The sequence below is a fragment of the Mycolicibacter arupensis genome, from assembly GCF_002086515.1.
GTDB classification, from domain to species: domain Bacteria; phylum Actinomycetota; class Actinomycetes; order Mycobacteriales; family Mycobacteriaceae; genus Mycobacterium; species Mycobacterium arupense.
Window position 1 is genome coordinate 1 of sequence record NZ_MVHH01000088.1, and the last position, 6,775, is coordinate 6,775.

Below are 6,775 nucleotides of genomic sequence, written 5' to 3' on the forward strand. Positions count from 1 at the left end.
CAGCGGGGCGGATGCGGGTGCAGGTCACCGGATTTCGTGTCGATGCAATTCGGGCCGTGGCGATCGAGGACACGGTCGCCAACGTGACCGGCGTGGACGCGGTCTATGCCTATCCGCGGACGGGATCGGTGGTGATCCGCTACTCCCCTCACAGTTGCGACACCGCCGCGATCTTGTCGGCAATCGACGATGCACAGCACATTCCCGCCGAGTTGGTACCCGCGCGCGCCCCGCATTCGGCTGAAGTGCGCCACCACGGTGTGGTGCGCCAAGCCATCGGGGGGATCGCTCGCCTGCTGGGCCGCTCCCCCGACATCGACGGTCGGCCCGACACCGTGGCGGGCGGCGGCTGCGGACAGGGGCCGGTCGCCGCGTGCGGCAAGCCGTCGTCAGGCGAGCTGAACAGGCGCGAACGGCGCAAGTGGTTGCGGCGCTTGTGGCTGGCGATGCCGTTGGCGCTGCTGGCGTCCGCTTCGACGATGCTTTTCGGTGCTTATCCGTGGGCGGGCTGGTTGGCTTTCGCCGCTACGGTGCCGGTGCAGTTCGTTGCCGGGTGGCCGTTTCTGGCCGGTGCGGTACAGCAGGCCCGGGCGTTGACCGCGAACATGGACACGTTGATCGCCCTGGGCACCCTGACCGCGTTCGGGTACTCGATGTTTGAGTTGTTCGCCGGCGGGCCGTTGTTCTTTGACACCTCGGCGCTGATCATCGCGTTCGTGGTGCTGGGCCGCTATTTCGAGGCCAGAGCCACCGGCAAGGCATCGGAGGCGATCAGCAAGCTACTCGAAATGGGCGCCAAGGAAGCCTGCCTGCTCGTGGATGGCCAGGAGCTGCTCGTGCCGGTCGACCAGGTGCACGTCGGAGACCTGGTGCGGGTACGGCCCGGGGAGAAGATCCCGGTCGACGGTGAGATCACCGACGGGCGCGCCGCCGTCGATGAATCGATGTTGACCGGCGAGTCCGTCCCGGTCGAGAAGGCAGTGGGTGACCGTGTTGCCGGGGCTACCGTCAACATCGATGGGCTGCTGACCGTGCGCGCCACCGCCGTCGGGGCCGACACCGCGCTTGCGCAGATTGTGCGCCTGGTCGAGCAGGCCCAGGGCGGCAAGGCCCCGGTGCAGCGACTGGCCGACCGGGTCTCATCGGTGTTCGTCCCGGCCGTCGTCGGTGTGGCAGCGGTGACGTTTGCCGGGTGGACGCTGATCGCGGGCAACCCGATCGCCGGTATGACCGCCGCTGTCGCGGTGCTGATCATCGCGTGCCCGTGCGCGTTGGGTCTGGCCACCCCCACCGCCATCACAGTTGGCACCGGCCGCGGCGCCGACCTGGGGATCCTGGTCAAGGGCGGCGAGGTGCTCGAAGCGTCGAAGAAGATTGACACCGTGGTGTTCGACAAGACCGGCACGCTGACCCGCGGCCAGATGCGGGTCACCGATGTGATTGCCGGTAAGCGGCGCCAGCCCAACCTGGTGCTGCGGATCGCCGCGGCGGTCGAGTCGGGCTCTGAGCACCCCATTGGCGCGGCGATCGTCGCCGCTGCGCGCGAGCTGGGGTTGCAGATTCCGGCCGCCACGAAATTCACCAACCTCGCCGGGCACGGGGTGCGGGCCCAGATCGACGGCCGCACGGTGCTGGTCGGGCGACGCAAGCTTGTCGACGACCAGGAGTTGCTGCTGCCTGAGCATCTCGCTGCGGCGGCCGAGGAGCTCGAAGAGCAGGGCCGCACCGCGGTGTTCGTCGGCCGAGACGACCACGTGGTGGGTGTGCTCGCGGTCGCTGACACAGTCAAGGACGACGCCGCCGACGTGGTCGCTCAGCTGCACGCCATGGGGCTGCAGGTCGCCATGATCACCGGCGACAACACCCGCACGGCCGCCGCGATCGCCAGACAGGTCGGCATCGACCAGGTGTTGGCCGAGGTGCTGCCGCAGGACAAGGTCACCGAAATCCGGCGGCTACAAGACCAGGGCCGGGTGGTCGCGATGGTGGGCGATGGCGTTAACGACGCCCCCGCGCTGGTGCAGGCCGATCTGGGTATCGCGATCGGCACCGGGACCGACGTGGCCATCGAGGCCTCCGACATCACGCTGATGTCGGGCCGGCTCGACGGCGTCGTTCAGGCGATCGGGCTCTCCCGGCAGACCCTGCGCACCATATACCAGAACCTTGGCTGGGCGTTTGGCTACAATACCGCCGCGATTCCCCTGGCCGCGCTCGGGTTGCTCAACCCAGTCATTGCTGGCGCGGCGATGGGACTCTCCTCGGTCAGCGTGGTCACCAACTCGCTGCGGCTACGCCGCTTCGGCCGCGACACCCACAAGGCGCCTGCGACCGCCGCCCCAATCCCCAGTCGGCTGATGGGTAAACACTCGCCACACGATGCCGTCCACACATAGTGGACACCGCGGTGACAGGACGGTGAACCCGTGAAGGATGTTGATATGCCACGACGTCGGCGCTCGTTCACCCCGGAGCATCGGGTCAAGGCCGCACACCTGGTGATCGATGCACACCGGCGCGTTGCTGAAGTAGCTCGCGAACTAGACATGGGCACGAGCCTGCTGCATACCTGGGTACGTGACGAGCGGTGGCGGATGTCCAAGGTCCGCGGCGCCGACGCCAGGATGCTGGATACCCCTGGTGGACAGCCGGTTTCGGCGCAGCAGCTTGCGGAGCTGCTGCGGCTACGCGCGACCGTTACCCAGCAGGCCAAAGAAATCGCATTCTTAAAAGAAGTTCTCGGCACACTTTGCGGGCGCAGCATCGAAGCTGAGCTGTCACGAGCTCAGCGCTGCGGAGTGCGCCTGCTGCGACGCGCCCCAGAGTCCGGTGATGACAACGCCGCGTCCGTAGCCCCTGAGACACAAGTCAAGACCCCTAATCGGGAAACACCATCGGGTCACCATGCTCCCGATCAGACCGGTCGCGTCGCGATCGAGACAGGTATTGCACGGCCGGCAATCCGCTGGGCCAGGCAATGGCTGACCGAGGCGTCGCTGAGCGGATACACAATTCAGCGCTTGCTGTTATATCAGTGATCGATGTACTGTTTGGCTCATGCTGACATGCGAGAGGCGGGAATCGGCGCTGGCTCGGCTGGGCCGGGCGCTGGCTGATCCGACGCGGTGCCGGATTCTTGTGGCACTGCTAGATGGAGTCTGCTATCCCGGGCAGCTGGCTTCGCACCTCGGGTTGACGCGATCCAATGTGTCCAATCACCTGTCGTGTTTGCGCAGCTGTGGACTGGTCATCGCAACCTATGAGGGCCGGCAGGTCCGCTATGCGCTGGCCGACAGTCACCTAGCCCGCGCCTTGGGCGAGTTGGTCCAGGTCGTCCTCGCGGTGAACAGCGACGAGCCCTGCGCCGCCGAGCAAGTCGCGTTCGGAGCGGCGGTCGAGGTGACAGTGAGTTGATGAGCAGGGTGACAGCGAATACCGACCAGCTCAATGGTGCTGACAAGGCAGAACAGGAAGAGGGTTGACAGTGGTTGCGCACGGGCTAGTGGTTAAGGCGGCCGGGACGGTATTCACCGGGCTGGTCGGGGTGAGCGCCTACGAGGCACTGCGCAAGGCGGTGGGCGCGGATCCGGTTCGCCGGGTCGCGGTGACCGCCACGGAGTGGAGTCTGCGGGCAACCCGGCGCGCCGAGGTCGCGGCCGAGTCAGCCCGGCTGAAGGTAGCCGATGTGGTCGCTGAGGCCCACGAGCGCATCGGCGACGACGCCTCCTTGCCGACTGCCACCCAGGTCCCCGATGACGATTGCTGCTGACATTTTGCTGTCGACGCTTCGCCGTGGTGTGTCGGAAGTGGCCAGACCGATGGGCTGAACCGAAGAACTCGCTCGACGAGCTGATTGAGCGGCCGAATCCACGAGGACTGACGACGAGCCGGTCACGGCAGACCACGACTAGAGAGGCGGATGATGCTGACCACTGATACTCACCCTGATGCCAGGGTCACGCTGACCGTAGTTTCGGTCGGCGCGGGACGGATGCGTGTGCACGCCAGCGGGTTTCACCTCGACGCGGTCCGGGCCGTCGCGATCGAGGACACGGTCGGCAAGGTGACCGGTGTGCAGGCCGTGCAGGCCTATCCGCGCACGGCATCGGTGGTGATCTGGTATTCGCCCGCACGTTGCGACAGCGCTGCCATCCTGTCGGCGATCGGCGATGCCGCGCGGATCCCTGCAGCGTCGGTGCCCGTGCGTGTCCCTTACTCGGTTGATATCGGCCAGGCCGGTGTCGTGCAGAAAGTGCTCGACTGGAGTACCCGGATACGGTCGGACTCGCGCCGTGCCGCGCTGGGCCTTGCTCCGGTACGGGCGCGGCGACCGGTGGCGGTGAGCGACGGCTGCTGCGACCACGATGACAACGGCCCCGAGCCGGAGCGGCTCTGGCACGTGGTCAAGCTGCGGCGAGCTACGTTGTCCGGGGCGCTGCTGGCGGCCTCGACGATCACCGCATGGGTCACCCCATTCGGGCCGGTCGCACTCGGCCTGAAGGTGCTCGCACTGGCGGTGGGTGCCTCGACGTTCGTGCCCTCCAGTCTCAAGCGACTGGCCCAGGGCCGCATCGGCGTCGGCACCCTGATGACCATCGCCGCGGCCGGCGCCGTCGCACTGGGTCAGGTCGGTGAGGCCGCCGCGCTGGCGTTCCTGTTCTCGATCAGCGAGGGCTTGGAGGAATACGCGGTGGCGCGCACCCGCCGCGGCCTGCGCGCCCTGCTCACGCTGGTTCCGGATCAGGCCACAGTGCTGCGCGAGGATGTCGAAACAGTGGTGGCCCCGGCCGATCTGCGCATCGGGGATCAGATGATCGTCAAACCCGGCGAACGCCTGGCCACCGACGGCATCATCGTCACCGGACACACCGCCCTGGACCTCTCAGCGATCACCGGCGAATCGGTGCCGGTCGAGGCCGCACCCGGCGACGCAGTGTTCGCCGGGTCGATCAACGGCTCCGGAGTGCTGCAGGTGCAGGTCACCGCAACCGCCCAGGACAACTCGCTGGCGCGCATCGTCCACATCGTGGAAGCCGAACAGGCCCGAAAAGGGTCCAGCCAGCGGCTGGCCGACCGCATCGCCCGACCGTTGGTGCCGGGCATCATGATCGCCGGGGCGCTGATCGCCGGGACCGGCAGCATTTTCGGTAACCCGCTGGTCTGGATCGAACGCGCTCTGGTGGTGCTGGTCGCCGCCTCCCCGTGCGCGCTGGCCATCGCCGTGCCCGTCACGGTCGTAGCGGGCATCGGCGCCGCCTCCAAACTTGGCGTACTCATCAAGGGCGGCGCCGCCCTGGAAGCCCTCGGCACCATTCGTGGGATCGCCCTGGACAAAACCGGAACATTGACCGCCAACCGGCCCACCGTCATCGACGTCGCCACCACCAACGGCGCCACCCGCGACGAGGTGCTGGCGGTGGCAGCCGCGCTGGAGGTCCGCAGTGAACACCCCCTGGCCGCGGCCGTCCTGGCCGCCACCCCAGCGCCGATCACCGCCGCCAGCGACGTCCAAGCCATCCCCGGAGCCGGGCTGACCGGCCACCTCAACGGACATGCCGTGCGACTGGGCCGGCCCGGCTGGCTCGACCCTGCCGAGCTCGCCGACCGGGTGGCACGCATGCAACAAGCCGGGGCCACCGCGGTTCTCGTCGAACGCGACCAGCAGCTACTCGGTGCCATCGCCGTACGCGACGAACTACGCCCCGAAGCCCCCGAGGTCGTCGCCGCGCTGAGCGCCGGCGGCTATCAGGTGACGATGCTCACCGGCGACAACCATGCCACCGCCGCCGCCTTAGCCGCCCAAGCCGGAATCGAACACGTCTACGCCGAACTGCGCCCCGAGGACAAAGCCCACCTGATCGGACAACTGCGCGCCCAGCGGCCCACCGCGATGGTCGGCGACGGCGTCAACGACGCCCCGGCCCTGGCCGCCGCCGACCTGGGAATCGCCATGGGCGCCATGGGAACCGACGTCGCCATCGAAACCGCCGATATCGCCCTGATGGGCCACGACCTGCGACACCTAACCCAAGCCTTAGACCATGCCCGCCGCTCCCGGCAGATCATGCTGCAAAACGTCGGACTGTCCCTGGGCATCATTACCGTGCTGATGCCGCTGGCGGTGTTCGGGACACTGGGCCTGGCCACGGTCGTGCTCGTACACGAACTCACCGAAGTCATCGTCATCGCCAACGGCGTGCGCGCCGGACGCATCACAGCACTGACGGGGCCAACCCAAGACGCCCGATCGCCTTACGAACCGTGACGCGGGACAACAATACATAGTGATATTGCAATATGTTGATGCTAACGTCAGCGGGCGAAGGACCAGACGTTTTGCCAATAGGGCAGAACGGGGACGAAAGGTGCGGGTAGCGATGTATGCGTTGTTGGGAAAGGCGGGGGCCGCGGTGGTCACCGGGTTGGTCGGGGTGAGCGCCTACGAGGTGTTGAAGAAGGCGGTAGGCAAAGCGCCGTTTCGGCGGGCCGCGGTTATAACGACGGAGTTGGGTCTGCGTGGCACGAGGCGCGCCGAGGTGGTGGCGGAGTCGGCGCGGCTGAAGGTCTCCGATGTGGTTGCCGAGGCCCGCGAGCGCATCGGCGAAGAGGTGCAGCCTCCGGCCGCCGCTAACGTGCACGACCACGATCACTGACCGCGCAGATGACTGCCGTCAAACACGCCGCGCTGACGGTCGTTTCGGGTGCGGTCGCCGATGATCGCGCTCTCGAGGTCGTTTCTGATGCGGCCGGGCGGATGCGGGTCAAGGTTGCGTGG

At 67.4% G+C, this 6,775-nt stretch carries 5 protein-coding genes and 1 pseudogene; all 6 read left to right on the plus strand.

The window, feature by feature from the left end:
• Positions 1 to 11: 11 nt before the first annotated feature.
• The 6 genes and pseudogenes from BST15_RS20505 (at position 12) to BST15_RS20530 (ending at position 6,653) form a co-directional block, all read left to right on the plus strand.
• Positions 12 to 2,396, plus strand: a complete 2,385-nt coding sequence (locus BST15_RS20505) for a copper-translocating P-type ATPase (protein ID WP_083071159.1) — start codon at positions 12 to 14, stop codon at positions 2,394 to 2,396.
• Between the two features lie 30 nt (positions 2,397 to 2,426).
• Entirely contained in the window at positions 2,427 to 3,038 is a 612-nt protein-coding gene (locus tag BST15_RS20510) for a transposase (protein WP_131701193.1), read from the plus strand.
• A 19-nt stretch (positions 3,039 to 3,057) separates the two neighbouring features.
• On the plus strand, positions 3,058 to 3,414 hold the full coding sequence (gene cmtR / locus BST15_RS20515; RefSeq protein WP_046189033.1) for a Cd(II)/Pb(II)-sensing metalloregulatory transcriptional regulator CmtR: 357 nt from the start codon (positions 3,058 to 3,060) through the stop codon (positions 3,412 to 3,414).
• Between the two features lie 70 nt (positions 3,415 to 3,484).
• Entirely contained in the window at positions 3,485 to 3,769 is a 285-nt protein-coding gene (locus tag BST15_RS20520; protein WP_046189034.1) for a DUF1490 family protein, read from the plus strand.
• 150 nt (positions 3,770 to 3,919) lie between these two features.
• A pseudogene (locus BST15_RS20525) lies at positions 3,920 to 6,251 on the plus strand (heavy metal translocating P-type ATPase); the annotation flags it as partial.
• A 126-nt stretch (positions 6,252 to 6,377) separates the two neighbouring features.
• Positions 6,378 to 6,653, plus strand: a complete 276-nt coding sequence (locus BST15_RS20530) for a DUF1490 family protein (protein ID WP_046189036.1) — start codon at positions 6,378 to 6,380, stop codon at positions 6,651 to 6,653.
• Positions 6,654 to 6,775: the final 122 nt, after the last annotated feature.

Bases quoted from the DNA above. Each gene is read 5' to 3' on its own strand.
- BST15_RS20505 (WP_083071159.1), top strand. From the start codon at position 12: ATGCGGGTGCAGGTCACCGGATTTCGTGTCGATGCAATTCGGGCCGTG.
- cmtR (WP_046189033.1), top strand. From the start codon at position 3,058: ATGCTGACATGCGAGAGGCGGGAATCGGCGCTGGCTCGGCTGGGCCGG.
- BST15_RS20530 (WP_046189036.1), top strand. From the start codon at position 6,378: ATGTATGCGTTGTTGGGAAAGGCGGGGGCCGCGGTGGTCACCGGGTTG.